Source organism: Streptomyces sp. NPDC018029 (genome assembly GCF_044327655.1).
In the GTDB taxonomy this organism is placed as follows: Bacteria; Actinomycetota; Actinomycetes; order Streptomycetales; family Streptomycetaceae; genus Streptomyces.
The window spans coordinates 324,161-346,425 of the sequence record NZ_JBIRFV010000007.1 but is presented as its reverse complement, the minus strand read 5'-3'; the positions used below and the strand labels follow the sequence as shown (position 1 = coordinate 346,425).

The window sequence follows — 22,265 nt, the reverse complement described above, 5'->3', positions numbered from 1 at the left end:
GCCGTCAGGTCAGTGTCGCGACCAGGACCGCCTTGATCGTGTGCATACGGTTCTCAGCCTCGTCGAAGACGACGGAGTGTGCCGACTCGAAGACCTCGTCGGTGACCTCCAGCGCCTCCAGGCCGTACGTCTCGTGGACCTCGCGTCCGACCTGGGTGCCCAGGTCGTGGAAGGCGGGCAGGCAGTGCAGGAACTTCACGTCGGCGTTGCCGGTGGCGCGCAGGACGTCCATCGTCACCGTGTAGGGCGCGAGGGCGGCTATGCGCTCGGCCCACACCTCCTTGGGCTCCCCCATCGACACCCATACGTCGGTACCGACGAAGTCCGCGCCCCGGACGCCTTCCTCGACGTCCTCGGTGAGGGTGAGGCGGGCGCCGCTGGCTGCGGCGAGCTCGCGGGCCCGCGCGACGATGTCCTCGGCGGGCCAGTAGGCGCGGGGCGCGACGACGCGCACGTCCATGCCGAGCAGGGCGCCGGTGATCAGGTAGGAGTTGCCCATGTTGAAGCGGGCGTCACCGAGGTAGGCGAAGGCGGTGCCGGTGAGGGGCTTGGTGCCGTGCTCGGTCATGGTGAGCATGTCGGCGAGCATCTGGGTGGGGTGCCAGGAGTCGGTCAGGCCGTTGTAGACGGGCACGCCCGCGTGGGCGGCGAGCGTCTCGACCGTGTCCTGCGCGTCCCCGCGGAACTCGATGGCGTCGAACATCCGGCCGAGCACCCGGGCGGTGTCCTTCGCCGACTCCTTCTTGCCGATGTGCGAGCCGGACGGGTCGATGTACGTCGTGGACGCACCCTGGTCGGCGGCGGCCACCTCGAAGGCGCAGCGGGTCCTCGTCGAGCTCTTCTCGAAGATCAGAGCGATGTTCTTGCCCCGCAGCCGCCGCGTCTCGGTCCCGGCCTTCTTGGCCGCCTTCAGCTCGGCGGCCAGGTCGAGCAGGCCGCGGAACTCGTCGGCGGTGAAGTCCAGCTCCTTGAGGAAGTGGCGGCCGGTGAGGTCTGTGGCCATGAGGCGCTCCAGAGTGCGGGATAAAGGTGACGGGACACGTTGACATTGAAACTATATACGACGCTCCACATTTATATACAGGCGCCCTGTGCTCGGCGTACCGGGCCCTGCGCTCCCCGCACCGCGGGCCCTGGGCTCCCCGTACCGGCTCGCTACAGCCCCGGCACCGCGTCCCGCTGCACCGGGCAGCTCATGCACCGCGGGCCGCCCCGGCCGCGCCCCAGCTCGCTGCCCAGGATCTCGATCACCTCGATGCCCTGCTTGCGCAGGTGCGTGTTGGTCGTCGAGTTCCGCTCGTACGCGACGACGACGCCGGGCTCCACCGCGAGGACGTTGCAGCCGTCGTCCCACTGCTCGCGCTCGGCCGCGTGCACGTCCTGGGTGGCGGTGAGCACCCGGATGGCGTCGAGGCCGAGCGCCGCGGCGATGGCCCGGTGCATGTGCTCGGGCGGATGGTCGGTGACCTTCAACTCCCGCTCCCCGACGCCTGGTTCGATGGTGTACGAGCGGAGCATGCCGAGGCCCGCGTACTGCGTGAAGGTGTCGCCGTCGACCATCGTCATGACCGTGTCGAGGTGCATGAAGGCGCGGCGCTTCGGCATGTCGAGGGCCACGATGGTCTGCGCGGAGCCCGCCGCGAACAGCTTGTGCGCGAGCATCTCGACGGCCTGCGGGGTGGTGCGCTCGCTCATGCCGATGAGCACCGCGCCCTTGCCGATCACCAGGACGTCGCCGCCCTCGATGGTGGAGGGGTAGTCCGCCTGCCCCTGCGACCAGATGTTGAAGTTCTCGCTCCGGAACAGCGGGTGGTGTTGGTAGATCGCCTCGAAGTGCACGGTCTCGCGCTGCCTGGCGGGCCAGCGCATGGCGTTGATGGAGACGCCGTCGTAGATCCAGGCGGAGGTGTCGCGGGTGAAGAGGTGGTTGGGCAGCGGGCCGAGCAGGAAGTCGTCCAGGTCCATGCAGTGGAAGCGGACGGACGTCGGCTCGGCGTGCCGCTCCAGGAACTCCCGCTTCGTCATCCCGCCGACCAGCGCCTCGGCGAGCTCGGCCGACGGCATCGTCGCGAACACGGCCCGCAGGTGGTCGGTGGCCAGCGGGCCGTACTCCTTCTCGTCGAAGACGCGGTCCAGGACCAGGAGGCGGGCCGCGGGCACGTCCAGGGTCTCGGTCAGCAGGTCGCCGAAGAGGTGGACGGCCACGCCCCGGTCGCGCAGCACGTCCGCGAAGCCGTCGTGCTCCTGGCGGGCCCTGCGCACCCACAGGACGTCGTCGAAGAGGAGGGTGTCCTTGTTGCTCGGAGTCAGCCGCTTGAGCTCCAGATCGGGGCGGTGCAGTATGACGCGGCGCAGCCGCCCGGCCTCGGAGTCGACATGGAATCCCATGGGGTCCATCTTTCCCCGGCCGGACGGCCGACGCTCATCGTTGTTCAAAGCCGCGGTCGACTAGAGCCGCGGGTCCACCGGTTCGGACTCCAGGGCGAGGACCGCGAACACCGCCTCGTGCACGCGCCACAGCGGCTCGCCGTCCGCGAGGCGGTCCAGGGCCTCCAGGCCGAGCGCGTACTCCCGGACGGCGAGGGAGCGCTTGTGGCCGAGGGACCGCTCGCGCAGCTTCGCCAGGTTCTCCGGGCGCGTGTACTCCGGGCCGTAGACGATGCGCAGGTACTCGCGGCCGCGGCACTTGACGCCGGGCTGGACGAGCCGGCCACGGCCGTCCCTGACCAGCGCCTCGACCGGCTTGACGACCATGCCCTCGCCGCCGCGGCTGGTCATCTCCAGCCACCAGTCGACGCCCGCGCGGACCGACTCCGGGTCGCCCGTGTCGACGTAGAGGCGGCGGGTGGTCTGCAGCAGGTCGGAGCCGCGGCCGCTGTTGTCGTGCTCCACCATGCGGTCGATCAGGGCCAGCTGCTCGTCGTGCGGCAGCCCGGCGAGGCTGCGGCCCTGGACCGCCAGGATCTGGAACGGCGCGAGGCGCACGCCTTCCAGGCCCTCGGTCGGCCAGCAGTAGCGGCGGTAGGCGTCGGTGAACGCGGCGGCGTCCGCGGCGCGCTCCCGCTGGCGGGCGAGGAGAGCGTCCGCGTCGACGCCGCGCGCCGTCGCCGCCTCCAGCGCGGCGAGCGCGCCGGGGAAGACGGCACCGGAGGCGGCGCCCACGGCGGCGTACTGGGTGCGGAGCAGGCCGGACGCCTTCAGCGACCACGGCATCAGCTCCGCGTCGAGCAGCAGCCAGTCCGTCCGCAGCTCCTCCCACAGACCCGCCTCGGTGACGGCGTCACGGACCCGGCCGAGCACCTCCTCGGTGACGGCGGCGTCGGCGAAGAAGGGGCGTCCTGTGCGGGTGCAGAGCGAACCGGTGGGGCCCTCGACACCGAAGCGCTCGCGGGCCACGTCGGCATCCCGGCAGACCAGGACCACCGCGCGCGAGCCCATGTGCTTCTCCTCGCACACGACGCGGGCGACACCGTCCTGCGCGTACGACGCGAAGGCCTCGGCGGGGTGTTCCAGATAGCCCTCGCGCCGCGATGTAGCGGTCGGCGCCATCGTCGGCGGCAGGTACGGCAGCAGGCGCGGGTCGACGGCGAAGCGGCTCATGACCTCAAGGGCCGCCGCCGCGTTCTCCTCGCGCACGGCGACGCGGCCGGCGTGCCGGGTCTCCACCGCGCGGCGGCCGTGCACGTCGTCCAGGTCGAGGGGCCGCCCGTCGTGGCCGCCAGGCGCCTCGGTGCGCAGCGGCTTGGCCGGCTCGTACCAGACGCGTTCCGCCGGTACGTCGACGAGCTCGCGCTCCGGCCAGCGCAGCGCGGTCAGCCTGCCGCCGAAGACGGCGCCGGTGTCCAGGCAGATGGTGTTGTTGAGCCAGGTGGCGGTGGGCACCGGGGTGTGGCCGTAGACGACGGCGGCCCTGCCCCGGTACTCCTCCGCCCACGGGTAGCGCACCGGAAGGCCGAACTCGTCGGTCTCGCCGGTCGTGTCGCCGTACAGGGCGTGCGAGCGCACCCGGCCGGACGTGCGGCCGTGGTACTTCTCGGGCAGGCCGGCGTGGCAGACGACGAGCCGTCCCCCGTCGAGGACGTAGTGGGAGACGAGCCCGTCGACGAACTCCCTCACCTGGGCGCGGAATTCCTCGCTCTCGCGCCCCAACTGCTCGATGGTCTCGGCCAGTCCGTGGGTGTGCCGGACGCCGCGGCCCTTGAGGTGGCGGCCGAGCTTGTTCTCGTGGTTGCCGGGCACGCAGAGCGCGGTGCCGCCCGCGACCATCCCCATCACGCGGCGCAGCACGCCCGGGGTGTCCGGGCCGCGGTCGACGAGGTCGCCGACGAAGACGGCCGTGCGGCCCTCGGGGTGGACGCCGTCGGCGTAGCCGAGCTTGTCGAGCAGGGTCTCCAGCTCGGCGGCGCAGCCGTGGACGTCGCCGATGATGTCGAAGGGGCCCGTGAGGTGGGAGAGGTCGTTGTAGCGCTTCTCGGTGACGACGGTGGCGCTCTCGATCTCGTCCACCCCGCGCAGGACGTGGACCTTCCTGAAGCCCTCGCGCTCCAGGTGCTTCAGGGAGCGGCGCAGTTCGCGCTGGTGGCGCTGGATGACGCGGCGCGGCAGGCCCGCGCGGTCCTCGCGCGTGGCGTTGCGTGCGGCGCACACCTCTTCGGGCACGTCGAGCACGATGGCGATGGGCAGCACGTCGTACTGCCTGGCCAGCTCGATCAGCTGCTTGCGGCTGTCGCTCTGCACGCTGGTCGCGTCGACGACGGTGCGGCGGCCCGCTGCGAGGCGCTTGCCCGCGATGTAGTGCAGCACGTCGAAGGCGTCGCGGCTGGCGCTCTGGTCGTTCTCGTCGTCGGCGACGAGCCCCCGGCAGAAGTCGCTGGAGACGACCTCGGTGGGCTTGAAGTGCCGCTGCGCGAAGGTCGACTTGCCGGAGCCGGTGGCGCCGATCAGGACGACGAGGGACAGGTCGGTGACGGGCAGCACGCGGCGCGGGCCCCGGGCTTCCGTGCCGGTACTGCTGTCGCTGTTATTGGTACCGCTGCTGTCGGTGTCGTTCCTCATGCGGCCCGCACCTCCTCTCTGTCGGTCTGCGTGAACACGGCCATCTGTGTGGGCGGTCCCACCTCAGGGTCGTCGTCGCCCACGGGCACGAACTCCACGGCGTACGCGTGCCGTTCGGCCACCGTGCGGGCCCAGGCGCGGAACTCCTCCCGCGTCCACTCGAAGCGGTGGTCGCCGTGGCGCACGTGCCCGGCGGGGAGGGTCTCCCACCGGACGTTGTACTCGACGTTCGGCGTCGTGACGAGGACGGTGCGGGGGCGTGCGGAGCCGAACACCGCGTACTCCAGGGCGGGCAGGCGCTCCACGTCGAGGTGCTCGATGACCTCGCTGAGCACCGCCGCGTCGTACCCCTTGAGCCGCTTGTCGGTGTACGCGAGCGAGCCCTGGAGGAGCTTGACGCGCTCCGCCATGCGCTCGCCCATGCTGTCGAGCCGCAACCGCCGCGCCGCGACGGTCAGCGCGCGCACGGACACGTCGAGTCCGACGATCTCGGTGTACCGCGTGTCCTTGAGCAGCGCCTGCACCAACTGGCCCTGCCCGCAGCCGAGATCGAGGACACGGGACGCGCCGGCGGCGGTGAGTGCGGCGAGGATCGCCTCGCGGCGGCGCAGGGCGAGCGGCACGGGCCTCTCCTCGGTGTCGGACTCCTCGTCCACCGCGTTGTCCAGCTCCTCGACGTCCGTGTCGTCGGCGTCGGCGAGCCGCACCAGTTCGAGACGCTCCCTCGCCTCACGGGTCAGGGACCGGCGGCGCGCGAGGTAACGGCTGGTGATGACCTCCCGCTCCGGGTGGTCGGCGAGCCAGCCCTCGCCGGCCCGCAGCAGCTTGTCGACCTCGTCCGGCGAGACCCAGTAGTGCTTGGCGTCGTCGAGGACGGGCAGCAGCACGTACAGGTGCCGGAGCGCCTCGCCCAGGGTCAGCTTCCCGTCGGGCACTTCGAGGACGAGCCCCACGTACCGCGAGTCGCCCCAGGCGGGGAACCGCACGTCCAGCGGGACGGGCGTCGCCGTCACCGTCCAGCCGAGCGGCTCGAACAGGGCGCGCACGAGGCCGGCGCCGCCGGTCGCGGGCAGGGCGGGCACCTCGACGCGCAGCGGCAGCGGCCGCGCGGCCCGCTCGGGGCGGGCGGCGCACACGCCGCGCAGCGCGCTGGAGAACACCGCGCTCAGCGCCACGGCGAGCAGCGAGGAGGCCGCGTACGGCCGGTCGTTCACGTACTGGGCGAGTGCCGCGTCGGGTGCGCCGCCGCGCCCCTTGCCCTTCCCCTTGCCGCGCCGCACGAGCGCGACGGGGTCGACCTCCAGGAGCAGCGCGGCGGTGCAGCGCTCGGTGGCCGCCTCGGGGTAGAAGACGTGGGCGGTGCCATGGGAAGTGGCGAACGCCTGCGTCCTGTCGGGATGCTTGTGCAGCAGGAATCCCAGGTCGGTCGCCGGGTTCCGCGCGTCGCCAGAGGTCGAGATCGTCAGGAACACGTGGTCGAGTATCGTCGCGCCGGGGTGCGAAGGCCACGGAATTTGCACTCGCCGGTCAGGACGCGATGTGTTCGCGGACGATCAGCGCCGGGTCCTTGTCGTCCCGCAGTCCCTGGTAGCGGGGGTGGCGCAGCATGCCGTCGCGGGTCCATTCCGTGAAGGCGATCTGGGCCACGAGCCTCGGCTCGACCCAGTGGGCGGCGCGCTCCGCGACCCGGCTCGCGAACGGGGACCGGGATGTGCGCAGCCCGTCGAGTCGCTCGCGGAGGGCGAGGAGGGTGCGCCGGTCGAAGCCGGTGCCGACCTTCCCTGCGTAACGCAGCCGCCCGTCGTCGTAGTAGCCGATGAGCAGCGCGCCGATGCCGACCCGGCTGCCCGCGGGCTCGGTGAAGCCGCCCACGACGAACTCCTGGCCCTGGGAGCACTTCAGCTTGAGCCAGTCGTCGGAGCGGCGCGTCCGGTACGCGCTGTCGGCGCGTTTGGCGATGAGCCCCTCCCAGCCGCGCCGGCACGCGTCGGCGAGGAGTTCGGGGCTGCCCTCGTTGCGGTGGGCGCAGAAGCGCAGCGGGGCGGTGAAGGTGATCGCGCGCCGCAGCAGGGACTTGCGGGTGCGCAGCGGCAGCCGTCGCACGTCCACGCCGTCCAGGCGCAGGAGGTCGAAGACGTAGTACGTGACGGCGACGCCGCTCGCCTCGACGTCGGCCCGCCGGGTGAGTCCCATGCGCTGCTGGAGGCGCGCGAAGTCGGTCCGGCCGTGCGAGTACGCGACGATCTCGCCGTCGACGGTGAAGTCCGCGCAGTCCTGCGCGGTGAGGGCGTCGACGATCTCCGGGTACGTGGCGTCGAGCCGCCGTCCGCTGCGGGAGCGGAGCGTCACCTCGCCGTTCTCGCGGACAGCGAGGACCCGGATGCCGTCCAGCTTCCGCTCGAAGATCCAGCCCTGTGGGAAGTCACGCCGGTCGCTGAGGGTGGCCAGCATGGGTGAGGCGGCGAGTTCGACGCCGGGGGCCGCGTCGCGGGTGCGGGCGTGCAGCTCGGGGGGCAGCGTGTCGAGGAGGCCGGTCACCCCTTCTCACCGCCGTCCGGCTCCCATCTGGGCGCGTCCGGTGCCTCGGCGACCTGGCGCAGGGTGCGGCCGCTGAGCGTGGAGCGGGCGCGCCGCGGGTCGGGGGTGCCGCCGCTCCTGCCCGCCCCCGCGCCGCCCGCCCCAGCGCTCTTCCGCACGAGCAGCCAGGTCGGCTTGGCGGACCCGCCGCTCCGCTCCTCGCGGCCGTGGAACCGGGTGAGCGCGTACTGTCCGCGCAGCTTCTCGCCGTGCAGCTCGAACGTGGCGTGGCCGTTCTCCAGGGCCTCGCCGAACGGCACCGGGCGCTTCTTCTTGTCGTGGCCCATCGGCCGGTAGGTGCCCCGGTCCCAGACGATGACGGTCCCGCCCCCGTACTCGCCCTCGGGGATCACGCCTTCGAAGTCCCGGTACGCCATGGGGTGGTCCTCGGTGGGGAGGGCGAGCCTCTTGTCGTGCGGGTCGGTGGAGGGCCCCTTGGGGACGGACCAGGACTTGAGCACGCCGTCGACCTCCAGACGGAAGTCGAAGTGCATGGTGCTCGCGTCGTGGATCTGCACGACGAAGGCGGGCTCGTCACCGTCCCGGTCAGGCTCGGCCTGCCCGGCCTGCCCGGCCTGCCCGGCCGTCGTATGCTCGCCGCTCGGCTCGCGCGTCCTGTCGAAGTGCCGCTTCCCGCGATAGGTCCGCAGCTTGTCCTCCTCGCTCACGGAGGCCCCTTTCCGTCGGGTCGCTGATCCGTCCGGGCCGCCGGGTACCCCGTGATCGCCACCGGCACGCGCTGTCCGGCGGCGGGGCACTCGCCCTGTTTGTGACGGTACGGGACACCGGGACGGTCGGCATCGCGCCGCCGGCCCGGCCCCGGGCTCCTGCCGCCGACAAGGGCCCCGCGACCCGCCGACAAGGGCCCCGTGACCGATAAACGTCCGCGTTGATCCGGCGGCAATCAGATGTTGATCGGTTCCGATCACCCTGTGCCCGTCGCTATTCGGGGGAAGACAGGAAAACCTCAGTTGTCGGATACACGTATATCGGTGGCCGTGCACGCCACCGACCCCCTCAGCCGAGCCGGAGTCATCAGCCACCTCCGGCACGAGCCCACCGTCGAGCTGGTGGACCGTGCCGGGGACGGCTCGCAGACGTCCCCGCCCGGACCGACGGCCACGCCCGCCCCGGGACGCGTCGCCGTCATGCTCGTGGACCGGCTCGACGACCCGGCGGGCAGCGAACTGCGCCGGCTGACCAGGTCGACCGAGCAGCGCGTCGTGCTGATCGCGAGCGAGCTGCGCGAGCCGGAGCTGCTCGCCGTCGTCGAGTACGGCGTGCGGGCCATCCTGTGGCGGCACCAGGCGACCCCGCAGAAGCTGCTGCGCGCCGTGCACAGCGCGGCGCGCGGCGAGGGCGAGCTGCCGCCCGACCTGATCAACCGGCTCATGACGCAGCTGGGACGGCTCAGGCTCTCGGCGCTCGACGGGCCGCCGTCCGCCGCCACCCTCGTGCCGACGCTGGGTATGGCGCCCCGCGAGGTGGACGTGGTGCGGCTGATCGCGGAAGGTCTGGACACCAAACAGATCTCTGAAAAGCTTGCCTACTCCGAACGCACCGTCAAGAACGTCCTGCACGCGCTCATGACGCGCCTGCAGCTGCAGAACCGCGCGCATGCCGTCGCGTACGCGCTGCGGGAGGGATACATCTGATGCGGCACCCGAACCACCTCCCCGTTCCCGTCCGGGGAGTCCGGCTTCCTGCCCAGGGGGCCCTGCTTCCTGCCCGGGGAGCCCGGCTTCCCGCCCGGGGAGTCCGACCGTGATCCACGAAGTCGACGAGGCGCTGCGCGCGCTGCTGCGCGGTGCGCTTCCCGAGGGGACCGGCGAGGTCGTCTTCGAGGCGCCGACCCGCGACTGGGCCGCGCGGCGCAACGCCCCCACCCTCAACTCGTACCTGTACGACATCCGTGAGGACGTCGCCCGGCGCGAGCGCGGCGCGTACGCCGAGCGCGGGCCGGACGGCGCGGTGCTGCGCAGGCGGCAGCCGCCGCGCTGGTTCCGGCTCTCCTACCTGCTCACCGCCTGGACCAACCGGCCGGAGGACGAGCACCGGTTGCTCTCCGCGGCCCTCGGCACCCTGCTCGGGCACGAGCTGCTGCCGCCCGACGCCCTGCCGGACGCGCTCGCCGCGCTGCGGGCCCCGCTGCCGCTGACCGTGGCGGTGCCGCCGACCGAGTCCCGGTCCCTCGCGGACGTGTGGTCGGCGCTCGGCGGTGAGCTCAAGCCGTCCCTGGACGTCGTGATCACCGTGCCGTTCCCGGTGTCCCCGACGTACCCCGTGGCCCCGCCGGTCACCGAGGGCGCGGTCGTGGGTGTCCGCGGCATCGACGGCGAGCCCGGCGACTCGCGGCCCCGGATGCTCCGCAAACAGCGGGACGCGGCGGACAACAACACGTCGGACGACGGGACCGGTGCGCGGTGAGTTCCCCGGACGCGGCGAACGGCGCACCGCACGACGCGATACCGGCGCGGCTGGAGTCGCTGCGCGGTCGCGTGGCCGAGCTCGTCGCACGGCGCGGCGCGGACGACCCGACGGCGGCCGATCCGCTGCGCGGGCTGTACGTGACGCCGGAGACCGCGCACCGGCTGGCCACGGCACCCCCGCCGGAGCCCGCCCCCGCGCCGGAGGACGAGGGGGCCGAACCCGGCGGCACGCTCGGCGAGTTGGCGCGGGCCTTCGGGCTGAGCGCGCTCGACCGGCACATCCTGCTCGCCGCCCTCGCCCCCGACGTCGACCGCCGCTTCGAGCCGCTGTACGGCTACCTCAACGACGACGTCGGACGCCGCAGGGCCACGGTCGCCCTCGCACTCGACCTCGCGGGCACCGGACCGCACGACCCGCTCGCCCGCGCCCGCTTCCACCCGCTGGCGCCGCTGCGGGCAGGCGGCCTGATCGCCGTCGAGGACGAGGAGCGGCCACTGCCGGGGCGGGCCCTGCGCGTACCGGAGCGCGTGGTGTCGCACCTGCTGGGCGACGACGCACTGGACCCCGAACTGGTCGGCTGTGGAGTCGAGTTGCTGCCGGACGGCGCGTCGGCCCCGGCCCACCCGCTCGCCACCCGTATCGCCGCCCTCGCCGCCGAGCGGCCGCTCGCCGTCCATCTGCGCGAGCGCAGGGAGGGCACCGCCGCCGCCCCCGTGGCCGACGCGTTGCGGGCAGCCGGCCTGCCCGTGCTGCTCCACCGGCCCCCGCACCGGACGGGGGACGACACGGCCGCGGTGGCCGTCGCGCTCGTCCGCGAGGCACGGCTGCGGCGGGCCGCGCTCGTCGTGGGTCCACTGCCGCCCGAACCCGGCGCTCTCGTACGGGCGTTGGCGACCGGTAACGTGCCGGTGGTGTTCTTCGGGAGCGAGCCGTACGACCCCGGGTGGGCGCCCGACGCCGGGCTGCTCGCGCTGGACGCGCCGCAGGACGGCGTCGACACCTCCCGCACCTGGCACACCGAACTGGCCCTGCACACCCCCGCGTACGAGCCGGACTTCGACCTCGGCGAGGCCGTCGCGCCCTACCGGCTCAGCGAGCCGCAGATCCGCCGCGCGGCACGGGACGCCACCGGCCTCGCCGCGTTCGACGGGACCGCGCCGACCGCCGCGCATCTCCAGCACAGCGCCCGGCTCCAGTCCGCGCCGCTGCTCGACAAGCACGCCCGGCGGATCCGGCCCGAGGTCGGCTTCGACGACCTCGTCCTGCCGGACGAACCGCTCGGCATGCTGCGGGAGCTGACGATGCGCGCCCGGCACCGCGACAAGGTGCTCGGCGAGTGGCGGCTGCGCACGGGCGGCGGGCGCGGGCGCGGCGTCGTCGCGCTGTTCGCCGGGGACTCCGGCACCGGCAAGACGCTGTCGGCCGAGGTGGTGGCCGGTGAACTCGGCCTGGATCTGTACGTGGTGGACCTGTCGGCGGTCGTCGACAAGTACATCGGCGAGACGGAGAAGAACCTGGAGCGGATCTTCGCCGAGGCGGACCGCACGGACGCGGTGCTGCTCTTCGACGAGGCCGACGCCGTCTTCGGCAAGCGCTCGGAGGTCAAGAGCTCGCACGACAGGTACGCGAACCTGGAGAGCGCGTATCTGCTCCAGCGCCTTGAGGCGTTCGACGGGATCGCCGTGCTGACGACCAACCTGCGGGCCAACATCGACGACGCGTTCACGCGCCGTCTCGACCTGGTGGTGGACTTCCCGTTCCCGGACGCCGAGCTGCGCCTCACGCTGTGGCGGAGCTGCCTGGCGGGCACCCCCTGCGCTCCGGACCTGGACGCCGAACTCGCCGTCTGCGCCAAGGAGTTCGAGCTGGCCGGCGGCGGCATCCGGTCGGCCGCGGTGACCGCCGCCTATCTGGCGGCGGGGCACGGCGGCCCGGTGTCGGGTGAGGACGTGCGGGCGGGGGCGCGGCGCGAGTACCGCAAGATGGGCCGCCTGGAACCGGGGACGACGCTGCCCTGGCAGTAGTGAGAGGGCGCCCGGAAGGGCGCGGTCATCCGTGGGGCCCGCCCCCAGGGTCCGGTGGGGCGGCAGGCTTGTGGGCGCGGCGGTAGTCGCGGGGCGTGGTGCCGGTGAGGGCACGGAAGTGGTGGCGCAGGGCGGCCGGTGAGGTGAAGCCGGTCGCGCCCGCGATGTCCTCGACGGGCGTGTCGGTCTCCCGCAGGAGCCGCATCGCCTCGTGCAGGCGCGCACGCAGCACGTACTGGAGCGGGCTGAGCCCGGTGCGGTCGCGGAAGCGGCGCGTCACGCTGCTGGTGGAGGTGCGCGCGTGGGCGGCGATCTCAGGGAGGGTGAGCGGGAGATGGAGGTGCGCGTCGATCCACCGAAGGGTGGGTTCGAGTCCCGCGCTTCCTGCGACCTCACGGTCGATGGTCTCCTGGACGCTGTCCGCGTCCACGTGCAGCGGCGTGATCAGTTCCCGTGACGTCTCCCCCGCGATCCGCCGGCCGTGGTCGCGGGCCAGCAGCCGCAGACAGACGTCCAGGCCCCCGAAGACTCCGGCCGCCGTGCAGTAGGGCCCGTCCTCGACGACCGTGCCGACCAGGTCGACGTCGATCCGGGGGTGCAGCGCGGCCAGTTCCGCCATGTGCCGCCAGCCGGTCGTGGCCCGCCGTCCGTCGAGCAGCCCGGTCGCCGCGAGCGTGAACGTGCCGGTGCTGACGGCGGCGACGCGGCCGCCCCTGCCCACCGCGGCGCGCAGGGCGGCGGCGACGCCCTCGGGGGGCCGCCCGGCGCGGGGGCCGGTGTGCCCGGGGATCAGTACGACGTCGGCGTCCGCCAGGCCTTCGAGGCCGTGCGGCGGACGGACGGCGAGCGCGGGCCCCGGGCCGCCGGTCGCCCGGAAGCCGGGGGCCGCGCAGAGCCTGACCTCGTAGGAGACGCCGGGGTGCTCGCGGCAGGCGGTGCCGAAGACGAGGCCGGGCGTGGTGAGGTGATGGCCCGGGGCTCCGTCGAGGGCCAGGACGGCGATCACTGACATGTCGGGAATCCAACCATCCGCAGGGCCCGGCCGGTGCCCGCCGCCCTCACGGCTCGCGGCTCACGGCTCAGGCCTCGCGGCTGGCGGCTCGGCCGTGCGGGTCCGGATCAGCCGCTCTTGTGGATCGTCTTGTGGATCCAGTGCTTGAAGGCGGGCACGTTGGAGTAGAGCCCGGGTCCCGTCCCGCAGCCCTCACGGAGGCTGCCGGGTCCGGACGTGGCGCCGATCAGCTCCCAGCGGCCGTTCTTCGCGCGCTGCAGCTGCGGGCCGCCGGAGTCGCCGTTGCACGCCATGGCCTTCGGCTTCGTACTGACCGTGCACAGCCGCGTCCTGCCCGCCCAGCCGGGCGCGCACTCGCTCGCCGCGCCCCTGCGCGTGTCCAGCTGCTGGAGGCGGTCGGGGAACTTCGCGTCCTCCAGCGTCGGCGCCTCGACGACCGTGCCGTAGCCGAGGATGCGGGTGGGCGTGCCGACCGGTCCCGCCTTGTCGGCGATGCGGACGGGCCGCTGGGAGACGGGGCGGTCCAGGCGTATCAGCGCGAGGTCGTTCTTGTTGTACGTCGTGCCCGTCATGTCCTGCACGTAGCCGGGCGCGGTGACGATCTTGTCGATGTTCCGGACGGAACCGCCGGTCGTACGGTGGTCGCTCCCGACGCGGATCTTGCCGGTCAGGGTGGCCAGCTCGGGGTTGACGCAGTGCGCGGCCGTGAGGACCCACCGGGAGTCGACGAGTGTCGCCCCGCACTGGGCGCCGTACTCCTTGACCGGCACCGTCGCCATGAACGGGTAGTGCTGCGTGGCGTCCTCGCCGTTGACGACGGCGCTCGCGCTGCCGGTAAGCACCGTGGCGCCGAGGAGCGCGGTCGCGCCGAGGGCCGCGGCACCCCGGGCGAGCAGCCGGCGTGGGGAGCGGCCGGAGTGGTCCGGGGGCGCGACGGAGGGCGTCGCGGGGGCGGGAGTGGTGTGGTGCATGAACGGGCCTTTCGCGGAGAGTGCCGGTGCGGTGCGCGGACGAGGCGTCTGTCCGCCTTCGTCCCACCGCGCTGCGATCATCCGTCGCGGACGGGCCCCGCAAACAGCGGCCGTGATGTCACCCTCGGCTAAATTCTGGACATGTCAGTGATCGCCGTCCTCGCCCTCGACGGGGTGCCGGGACCTCAGCTCTCCGCCCCCGGGCTCGCTTTCGCCACGGCGGCCAGGCACCACCACCCGGTGGCGTACGAGGTGCGGATCTGTGCGGGGCCGGGGTTCCGGAGCACGGGCGGGCCCGCGCCCTTCGGCATCGACACGCCCTGGGGCCTGGAGGGTCTCGACGACGCCGACACGGTGCTGCTGCCGGGGCACGAGGGCTTCCGTGCTGTGCCGCCGCCCGGTGTCGTGGACGCGCTGCGGGGCGTGGTGGAGCGCGGGGGCCGGGTCGGCGCCGTCGGGACCGGCACGTTCACCCTCGCGGCCACCGGTCTGCTGGACGGGCGCCGGGCGGCCACCAGTCGGCGGCACACGCGGGAACTGGCGCGGTCATACCCGCGGATCGACGTGGACCCCGAGGGGTCGGCGGTGGCCGACGGCCCCTTCCACAGTGCGGCCGGGGTGCTCGGAGGTGTCGACCTGTGCCTGCACCTGATCACCCAGGATCACGGAGAGGTCGTGGCCATCGAGACGGAACGGCAGCTCTTCCTGCACCTGCACGCGGAGGCGGAGGACACCGGAGGGACAACTTCCGGCGCCGGCCCGACCTCCGGCGCCGGCCGGGAAGCGGCACACAGCGCTCTCGCGGACGCCGACCGGGAAGCGGCACACGGCGCCCTCGCGGAGGCCGCCTACAACGCCGTCACCCCGCCCGGCAGCAGCCTCGAACCGGTGACCCGGTGGATGGAGGCCAATCTGCACCGGCCGCTGACCCTCGACGACATCGCGGGCCGGGCGGGGCTCGGCGTCCGCAGCCTGACCCGCCGCTTCCGCGCCGAGACGGGGCTCACCCCGCTCCAGTACCTGCTCCGCACCCGGCTCCAGAGCGCCCAGCGGCTCCTGGAACGCACCGACGACCCGGTGGAGCGCATCGCGGCCCGCACCGGCCTCGGCACCCCCGCGAACCTGCGCCACCACTTCCAGCGCTCCACCGGCACCAGTCCCACCACCTACCGCACGGCGTTCCGCGCGGTGGTCTCGGGCATGACCTGGCCGGAACGCCCCGACGGCCGGCCCTAACGGCGTCGGCCCCGGTCACTCCGGCCAGTCGGAGATCGTCCAGCCCATGCTCTTGCGGTCGTCGCACTTCCACGTGACCGCGCTCGTGTCGTTCTGCATGTCGACGAGGCACTCGCCGGAGCCGACGGCGACGATCCGTGTCAGCCCGTCGCCGCGCTTCTCCAGCTTCCACTTCTGGTTGTCCGGCAGCTGACCGGTCTTGATGTTCTCCGGCGGCGCGTGGAAGATCTGCGCGATGTTCGTGTTCACCTTCTGGTCCAGGACGGTGCCGGGGGCGTTGGCGGGCTCCAGGGCGTAGGTGTCGGACTCCGGATAGTGGTGCAGGATCCACTTCTGGTTGTCGCCGAACTCGTCCGTGAGGGAGGGGTTCTGGCCGACATAGGTGCCGTCGGCCTGCTCCCCCTTCTTGACCTCCAGGTACCAGCCGCTGCCCTCGCTGCTACGGATGGTGTGCGTCTTGGGGCCCTTGGGCTCGTCGTCCTTCTTCTCGCCGCCGCCCGGCTTCGACTCGGGAGCGTCGTCCTTGTCCTCCGGCGGAGGCGCGGGCTCCTTCTTCTCCTTCTCCTCGGTGTCGTCGCTCGGCTTCGGGCTCGGCGCCTTCTTCATGCCGTCGGTCTGCGGGAGCTCCTGCTGCTTCCCCGGCTTCTCCCTGGCCTGGGTGGCCATGCTCGGCTTGTGCTGGAACCAGAGCACGGCGAACGCGAGGCCCAGCGCGAACAGCACCGAGCACACCGCCATCGCCCAGCGCGGGATCACCGACGGCTGCACATAGGTGCCGTGCAGTTCCACCGGCTCGGGCACCCCGGCCCGCAGCACGGAGACGGTGAACGGGTGCTTGGTGGTGCCGCCCACCCAGCTCACCGCGCCGGGCTTGAGCCGCAGTTCCGCGAATCCGGCGCGGCCGGGGGCGACCTGCACGGAGCCCGGCTCGGCCTCGACCTCCAGCGCGTCGCCGTTCTCACGGCCGGAGAAGGAGGCCGTCAGCTGCTGGTTGCCGAGGTTGTCGACGGCGACCGACGCCTTGGCGCTCAGCCGGCCGCTCACCACCAACGGCAGGAGTTCCGTGCGCAGTTCGGCGAACGGGGTGATGGTCACCTGGCCCTCGGCCACGTCCGCGGCGTGCGCGGCCTCGCGGGGCTGCACCCGGACGCCGAACGGCGTCGGTCCTGCCTGCGCGTCCGGCGTCCTCGGCGGCGCGAGCTCCACCTGCGCGGTGCCCTCCGCCCCCGGGTACAGGCGCAGTACGTCGGGCTGTACGCGGGCCCAGCCGGCGGCGGCGCCGACCACCTGGAGGCGGTACTCCTCGACGGTGTCGCCGGTGTTGCGCACGCGCAGCCGTACGCTCGTGGTGGAGCCGGGTTCCACGGTGGTCGCGGCGGGTTCGAGTGCGGTCCACATCTGGCTCAACGACCCTTCACGCCGGGGTTCTTGACGCTGCCGCCGACCATGGCCTGCAGGGTCCTGCTGTCGGCGACGCCGGTCGCCGGGAGGCCGACGGACGCCTGGTACTCCTTGATGTGGGCGGCCGTGCTGCTGTTGTACCTGGCCGTGACGGGCGCGCGGCGGCCGTGCTCGAAGTAGGCCACGCCGTGCTCGGCGTAGGCCCGGTCGCGGTCCAGGTCCTTGTCGCTGATGCCGGCCTGCGAGGCCCACCAGAACGCCGCCTGCACCTGCACGACCTCCCAGTTGTCCGCCCCGGAGCGGACGTGGTCGGGGCGGACGCCCTGCGCCCACAGCGAGGTGAGGGTGGCCCGGCCGAGCTCGCCCAGGTCGTCCGTCTCGAAGATCTGCGCGGTGTTCTTGCCGGAGGTCTGGCCGGAGCGGACCACCGCTTGCTGGTAACAGATCAACTTGTCCTCGGTCTTGGCGTCGATGACGCCGGGGGTGTAGGAGCCGGTGAGTGTGCACGGGTTCTTCGAGCCGAGGGCCGCGAGGCGGCGCTGGGCGTACTCGACGACGACGTCGGACTTGTAGCCGCGCTGCCACGGCGGGCCGCCGCGGGCGGCGGTCCTGCGGTCCGCCACCGGCTTCTCGGCGCCTCCGCCGTCGCCGCCGTCTCCGCTGCCGCCGCCTCCGCCGGACGAGCCGCCGCCCCCGGAGCCGGAACCGGAACCGCCCGTGCCGCCTCCTCCGCCGGAGCCGTCACCCGCACTGCTGCCACCACCCGGGCCGCCGCCCTTCGCCTTCTCCTTCGGCGGCGGCGGGGCGTCCGCGAGCTTGTCCTTCTCGCCGCCCTGCGGGACCGCGTCGGGGGCCGCGGCGGCCGCCTGGTTCTCGCGGGCCGATCCGTTGAACTTGGGCGCGTAGGAGAACCAGACCACCATGAAGGCGATGCCGAGCGCCGCGACGACGCTGCCGAGGGCGAGCAGCCAGCGGGGCAGGACCGGGCGCTGGTCGAAGCTGCCGGGCAGTTCGTGGGCCTGCTCGTCGCCGGACCTGCGCACGGCGACGGTCAGCGGGTGCGCCTGCGCGGACCCCGTCCACAGCACCTGCTGCGGACGTACGGTGAACCGCGCAAAAGCGGCGCGGCCCGGGGCCGCCTGGATCGCGGTGGGAGTGATGTCGAAGGCCAGCCGGCCCGCGTCGTCGCGGACGGTGAGCGACGCGGTCAGCGGGGTGTTGCCGAGGTTGTCCACGGCGACCGAGGCCCGGCCGCGGAAGCGTCCGACGATGGTGGGCGGCAGGAGCTCGGCCCGGATCTCCGAGAAGGGCGTGACGGTGACCTGGCCCTCGACGACGTCGCGTCCCTCGGGGTGCTCCCGGGGCTCGACGCGGATACCGAAGGGCGTGGGCCCGGCCTTCGTGTCGGACGAGCGGGGCGGCGCGAAGGACACCTCGGCCGTGCCCTCGCTGCCCGGGTAGAGCCGCAGCACCTCGGGTTCGACGCGGGCCCAGCCGGCGGGCGCGCCGACGATCCCCAGCCGGAACTCCTCGACCGTGTCTCCCGTATTGCGTACGCGAAGCCGTACGGTCGCTCGGCCACCGGGGTCCACGGTCACCGCGGCCGGGTCAAGGGAGTTCCACCACGTCATACGGGCACGGTAGAGGGCGACCCGCCCCGTCTCCTTGTACGAAAGGGCGACGCCAAGGGCAGTACGCCCTGCCCGAGCGATCGCGCCGTATACACGTCGGCCGGAGGCCGACGACACGTCAGCAGAGTGCCGACAGCACGGAATTCGTGGCCGCGGAACGCCGCAAGTCGGCCAACAGGGCGGCAATCTCCGTGGCCTCCGCGGCGCCCCGAGCGATCGCGCGGGACACACGTCGGCCGGGGACCGACGACACGTCAGCAGAGTGCCGACAGCACGGAATTCGTGGCCGCGGAACGCCGCAAGTCGGCCAGCAGAGCGGCGATCTCCGTGGCCTCCGCGGCACCCCGAGCGATCACGCGGGACACACGTCGGCCCGCGGGACAAGAACGCGTCAGCAGAGTGCCGTCAGCACGGAACTCGGGGGCACGGCACGCCGCAAGTCGGCCAGCAGGGTGGCTATCTCCGTGGCCTCCGCGGCGCCCCTGCGCTCCATGACACGGTGGGCGATCCGGAGCGCGGCCCTGGCCCGGTCGAGGTCGCCGAGGGCGAGGAGGGCCCGGCCGCGCGCGGCCATCGCGAGGGCGTGGCAGAACGCGTCGCCCAGCTCGCCCTCGACGGCCAGCGCCGCGTCCGCGCAGCGCATCGCCTCGCCGGGCCGGTTCTCGTCGAGTTCGCAGTAGGCGAGGCGGGCCCAGCAGAGGGCCTCCCAGCGCGGGTCGCGGGTGCGGCCGTGCAGGCGCTGGGCCTCGCGCAGCCGCTCCGCCGCCGCGGCCGCCCGGCCGTCCGTGAGCAGCGCGCAGCCCGCCTGGTAGAGGACGTGCGCGAGCGTGGACGTGCTGCCCGACCGCCGTGCCTGGCGCACCGATTCGACGAGCGCGGTGTCGGCCGCCGCGCGCCGGCCCAGGCTGACGTACGCCCGCGCCATGTGGGACAGGATGCGGATCCGGTCGTCGTGCCCGCCGAGGGCGCCGAACCTGGCGTACGCGAGCCGCAGTTGCTCCAGCGCCTCCTCGTGCCGGCCCGTGCCCATCAGGACGATGCCCAGCTCGTGGCCGCCCTCGGCGCCGACCAGCAGGTCGCCGGTGGCCGCGGCGAGGCGCAGGGCCTCGCGCAGGGCCCGCTCGGCGCGGCCGAAGGTCTCCGTGCCGTAGTGCGGGGCGCCGAGGAGGCGCAGCGCGCGGGCGGCGGACCGGTCGTCGCCGTGGCTGCGCGCGGTGCGCAGGGCGAGTTCGGCGAGCGGCTCCAGGTCGCGGTGGCGGGTGGTGCCGACCACGAGGTGGGACCAGGCGGTGAGCAGGTCGACGGTGGGGCGCAGCCCGGGAGGGCCGTCGGACGGCGCGTCCGGCGGAAGGCCGGCGGTGCCCGGGCCGTGCCGCAGGTCGCCCTCGTGGGCTGCGCCAGGCCGGTGGCCGGCGTCGGGCGCGTGGCCCGCGTCCGGCCGGTGACCCACGGGCTGCGGTACGTGCCGCAGCGCCTCCTCCGCGGCGGCGCACAGCCGGGAGTGCGCGACGACCAGCCAGTCCCGTGCGGCGGCCTCGTCGGGCAGCTTCTTGCCCGGGGACGCGGGGCTGTGCAGCAGGCGCGGCAGCACGCTGTGCGGTTTCGTGCGGCGGATCGCGGTGATGACGGTGGCCACGACGTAGTCGAGGAAGCGGAGCCGCGCGGCGGTGCGTTCCCGCGCGCTCTCGCGGAGCTCGCACTGCTGACGCGCGAAGAGACGCACCAGGTCGTGGAAGCGGTACCGGTCCTCGCCGTGCAGCTCCATGAGCCCGGCGTCGACGAGGCGTTCCACCGCCGTCTCCGCCTCCTCGTCGCTCACGTCGAGGAGCGCGCCCGCGGCGCCGCGGCAGAAGGACGGCATGTAGCAGAGCGAGACCATGCGGAAGGCGCGGGCGAGCTCCGGTTCGAGGGCTTCGTAGCCGAGCCGGAAGGTGGCCTCGACGCCCATGTCGTCCACCCGCAGCTCGTCCAGCCTGCGGTGCTCGTCGCGCAGCCGCGCGGTGAGGTCGGCGACGGGGCGGCCCGGCCTGGCGGCGAGACGGGCGGCGGCGATCCGGACGGCGAGCGGCAGGCCGCCGCAGATGGCGACGAGTTCGCGCGCGGCCTCCGGTTCGGCGGCCACGCGCTGGGCGCCGGCCATGGCGGAGAGCAGGCCGAGCGCCTGCGGCTCGTCCATCGTCTCGACGTCGACGAGGCGCGCGCCGGGCAGGGTGATGGTCCGCGAGCGGCTGGTCACCAGGACGGCGCAGCCCGGGGTGCCGGGCAGCAGGGGCCGCACCTGGGCGGTGTCGCGGGCGTTGTCGAGGAGTACGAGGACGCGGCGCCCGGCGAGGAGCGAGCGGTAGAGGGCGGTCTGCTGGTCGAGGCCGTCGGGAAGAGCGCTCTCAGAAATGCCGAGGGCGCGCAGGAATCCGGTGAGCGCGCTGCCGCTGTCGACGCCGGGCGCCGGGTCGGCGCCGCGCAGGTCCACGTACAGCTGCCCGTCGGGGAACTCCTCGCGTAAGGCGTGTGCGACGTGCACGGCGAGCGCGGTCTTGCCGACGCCGCCGAGGCCGGTGAGCGTGGCCACGGCCATCGTGCTGCCGGAGGTGGCGGTGCGCAGGGTCTCGGTGAGCAGCCGCGCCTCGGCCTCGCGGCCCGCGAAGTCGGTGACGTCGGGGAGGAGTTGGGCGGGGACGAGGGGGGTGGGGGCGGAGGTGCGGACAGGGGTCGCGGACGCCCCGTTCAGAGGCAGGGGGCGGGTCGCGCGCTCCGCGCGGGCGGTCGGGGGCGGGGCCGTGCTTTCGTGCTCCTGCGGGTGCGTGGGCGGGGCCGTGCTTTCGTGACCCTGCGGGTGCGTGGGCGGTCCCCACGCCTCGGCCCGCGCCTGTCGCCCCCGGTGATCCGGTCGTACGGGTATGCGTTGCCGCTGCTCGCCGACGCGCGGCGCCGGCGCGTACGGCGAGGGCAGGGGGGAGGGCGGGACCGGCCACGGGACGGCGGCCGCCGGCAGCGGCGTGCCCCTCAGCAGCCCCTCGTACAGCGTGGTGAGCTCCTTGCCCGGGTCGACGCCGAGCTCGGTGGCGAGCGTGCGGCGCGTCGCCTCGTACACGGCGAGGGCGTCCGCGCGCCGCCCGCCGCGGTCCAGGGCGAGCATCAGCAGGGCCTGGGCGCGCTCGCGCAGCGGGTGTTCGGCGGCGAAGACGGTGAGGGGGGCGGTCGTCTCGCTGTGACAGCCCAGTTCGAGCGCGCAGGCGAAGAACTCCTCCTGCGCGGTCACGGACAGTTCGGTGAGCCGGTCCCGCTGGCGGCGGGCGTACGGACCGGGCAGCCCGGCCAGCGGTGCGCCGTCGGAGAGCGCGAGCGCCGCGGTCAGTTCGGCATAGGCGTCCGCGTGTTCACCGGCGGCCCGCATCGCGCGCGCCGTGGCCACCCGGTCCTCCAGCTCGGACGCGTCGACGGCGCCGGGCGGCAGCCGCAGGGCATAACCGTCGCCGGCCGACACGAGGATCCTGGCGGGTTCGCGGGCGCGCCGGTCGGGTTCGAGGAGGGAGCGGAGCCGGGAGACGTACGTACGCAGCGTGCCGACCGCGCGCGGCGGCGGTTCCTCGTCCCACAGCGCGTCCACCAGCTCGGCCGCGGACGCCGGATGCCCGCCGCGCAGCAGCAGGGCCGCCAGGGTCGCGCGCTGCTGCGGCGGCCCGAGCACGAGGGGCTGCCCGGCACGCCAGGCCCGCACCGGCCCGAGGACCTGGAACCACAGCGCCCCGCCCGGATCGTCCGGGCCGGCTCTCCGCTCGCCGTCCCGGCCCGGCCGGCCGCCCGCGTCGCCCCGCATCGTCAGCCCCGCACCCCTTGCCCTGTGACGCACCTGGAAGTGCCCGTTCATACCGGCCACGCATGACCGCACGCACCAAACGTTACGTCAGCCCGGTGGGCGGCCCGCCCC

At 73.8% G+C, this 22,265-nt stretch carries 15 protein-coding genes; 4 read left to right on the top strand and 11 right to left on the bottom strand.

The genetic code is table 11. The features are described from left to right. Positions 1-4 precede the first annotated feature (4 nt). The 6 genes from argF to ACH4D5_RS22955 form a co-directional block, all read right to left on the bottom strand. Positions 5-1,003 (bottom strand): ornithine carbamoyltransferase, encoded by a 999-nt coding sequence (gene argF / locus ACH4D5_RS22980; protein ID WP_398305530.1) that lies wholly within the window; start codon positions 1,001-1,003, stop codon positions 5-7. Positions 1,004-1,155: 152 nt separating this feature from the next. Then, on the bottom strand, positions 1,156-2,388 hold the full coding sequence (locus ACH4D5_RS22975; protein ID WP_398305527.1) for an arginine deiminase: 1,233 nt from the start codon (positions 2,386-2,388) through the stop codon (positions 1,156-1,158). Positions 2,389-2,448: 60 nt separating this feature from the next. Beyond that, entirely contained in the window at positions 2,449-5,055 is a 2,607-nt protein-coding gene (locus ACH4D5_RS22970; RefSeq protein WP_398305525.1) for a polynucleotide kinase-phosphatase, read from the bottom strand. Further along, the gene (locus tag ACH4D5_RS22965) at positions 5,052-6,527 is read right to left on the bottom strand and encodes a 3' terminal RNA ribose 2'-O-methyltransferase Hen1 (RefSeq protein ID WP_398305522.1); all 1,476 of its coding nucleotides are present in this window, start codon (positions 6,525-6,527) and stop codon (positions 5,052-5,054) included. Before ACH4D5_RS22965 ends, ACH4D5_RS22970 begins: the two co-directional genes overlap by 4 nt. A 55-nt stretch (positions 6,528-6,582) precedes the next feature. After that, entirely contained in the window at positions 6,583-7,593 is a 1,011-nt protein-coding gene (gene ligD, locus ACH4D5_RS22960) for a non-homologous end-joining DNA ligase (protein ID WP_398305519.1), read from the bottom strand. Beyond that, positions 7,590-8,300: a DNA polymerase ligase N-terminal domain-containing protein gene (locus ACH4D5_RS22955; RefSeq protein WP_398305518.1), complete on the bottom strand. Its 711-nt coding sequence runs from the start codon at positions 8,298-8,300 to the stop codon at positions 7,590-7,592. The genes ligD and ACH4D5_RS22955 overlap by 4 nt, the downstream gene beginning before the upstream one ends. A gap of 303 nt (positions 8,301-8,603) precedes the next feature. On the opposite strand from ACH4D5_RS22955, the gene ACH4D5_RS22950 reads away from it, so the two are divergent. The 3 genes from ACH4D5_RS22950 to ACH4D5_RS22940 all read left to right on the top strand — a co-directional run bounded on the left by ACH4D5_RS22950 (position 8,604) and on the right by ACH4D5_RS22940 (position 12,086). Further along, the gene (locus ACH4D5_RS22950) at positions 8,604-9,287 is read left to right on the top strand and encodes a DNA-binding response regulator (RefSeq protein WP_398305515.1); all 684 of its coding nucleotides are present in this window, start codon (positions 8,604-8,606) and stop codon (positions 9,285-9,287) included. 109 nt (positions 9,288-9,396) lie between these two features. Beyond that, the gene (locus ACH4D5_RS22945; RefSeq protein ID WP_398305512.1) at positions 9,397-10,059 is read left to right on the top strand and encodes a DUF4255 domain-containing protein; all 663 of its coding nucleotides are present in this window, start codon (positions 9,397-9,399) and stop codon (positions 10,057-10,059) included. Next, positions 10,056-12,086, top strand: coding sequence for an AAA family ATPase (locus ACH4D5_RS22940; protein WP_398305509.1), 2,031 nt, complete (start codon positions 10,056-10,058; stop codon positions 12,084-12,086). The genes ACH4D5_RS22945 and ACH4D5_RS22940 overlap by 4 nt, the downstream gene beginning before the upstream one ends. Positions 12,087-12,111: 25 nt before the next feature. Here ACH4D5_RS22940 and ACH4D5_RS22935 read toward each other — a convergent pair whose 3' ends face one another. After that, positions 12,112-13,098, bottom strand: coding sequence for a GlxA family transcriptional regulator (locus ACH4D5_RS22935; protein ID WP_398305507.1), 987 nt, complete (start codon positions 13,096-13,098; stop codon positions 12,112-12,114). A gap of 107 nt (positions 13,099-13,205) precedes the next feature. Beyond that, on the bottom strand, positions 13,206-14,069 hold the full coding sequence (locus ACH4D5_RS22930; protein WP_398305504.1) for a S1 family peptidase: 864 nt from the start codon (positions 14,067-14,069) through the stop codon (positions 13,206-13,208). 141 nt (positions 14,070-14,210) lie between these two features. Between ACH4D5_RS22930 and ACH4D5_RS22925 the strand changes: the two genes are divergently transcribed. Next, a complete protein-coding gene (locus ACH4D5_RS22925) occupies positions 14,211-15,305 on the top strand; it encodes a GlxA family transcriptional regulator (protein ID WP_398305501.1) in 1,095 nt (364 codons plus the stop codon). 15 nt (positions 15,306-15,320) lie between these two features. Here ACH4D5_RS22925 and ACH4D5_RS22920 read toward each other — a convergent pair whose 3' ends face one another. The 3 genes from ACH4D5_RS22920 to ACH4D5_RS22910 all read right to left on the bottom strand — a co-directional run bounded on the left by ACH4D5_RS22920 (position 15,321) and on the right by ACH4D5_RS22910 (position 22,226). Continuing rightward, positions 15,321-16,703: an RICIN domain-containing protein gene (locus tag ACH4D5_RS22920; protein WP_398305498.1), complete on the bottom strand. Its 1,383-nt coding sequence runs from the start codon at positions 16,701-16,703 to the stop codon at positions 15,321-15,323. 5 nt (positions 16,704-16,708) lie between these two features. Continuing rightward, on the bottom strand, positions 16,709-18,337 hold the full coding sequence (locus tag ACH4D5_RS22915) for a peptidoglycan-binding protein (RefSeq protein WP_398305495.1): 1,629 nt from the start codon (positions 18,335-18,337) through the stop codon (positions 16,709-16,711). Positions 18,338-18,728: 391 nt separating this feature from the next. Then, complete coding sequence (locus tag ACH4D5_RS22910; protein WP_398305492.1) at positions 18,729-22,226, bottom strand: AfsR/SARP family transcriptional regulator; 3,498 nt, start codon at positions 22,224-22,226, stop codon at positions 18,729-18,731. Positions 22,227-22,265 lie beyond the last annotated feature (39 nt).